Source organism: Nitratireductor alexandrii (assembly GCF_004000215.1).
In the GTDB taxonomy this organism is placed as follows: Bacteria; Pseudomonadota; Alphaproteobacteria; order Rhizobiales; family Rhizobiaceae; genus Mangrovimarina; species Mangrovimarina alexandrii.
In genome coordinates, this window is the sequence record NZ_RBVY01000039.1 from 1 (window position 1) to 323 (window position 323).

At 65.6% G+C, this 323-nt stretch carries 1 protein-coding gene; it reads left to right on the forward strand.

The window, feature by feature from the left end:
* Window positions 1–3: 3 nt before the first annotated feature.
* The coding region (locus tag EP380_RS23420) for an alcohol dehydrogenase catalytic domain-containing protein (protein ID WP_164749976.1) at window positions 4–323 on the forward strand (320 nt) is incomplete at its 3' end.

The following is a 323-nucleotide window of genomic DNA, read 5'->3' on the forward strand; positions in this document are numbered from 1 at the left end:
GCCATGAAGACACGTGCGGCTGTTGCGGTTGGGGCGGGCCAGCCGCTCGAGGTTATGGAGGTCGATCTTGAGGGGCCGCGCGCCGGCGAGGTTCTGGTCGAGATCAAGGCGACGGGCATCTGCCACACCGACGAGTTCACGCTGTCGGGCGCCGATCCGGAAGGGATTTTTCCGGCGATCCTGGGCCATGAGGGCGCCGGCGTGGTGGTCGATGTCGGGCCGGGCGTGGAAAGCCTGAAAAAGGGCGACCACGTCATCCCGCTTTATACGCCCGAATGCCGCCAGTGCCCGTCCTGCCTGTCGCAGAAGACCAATCTGTGCAC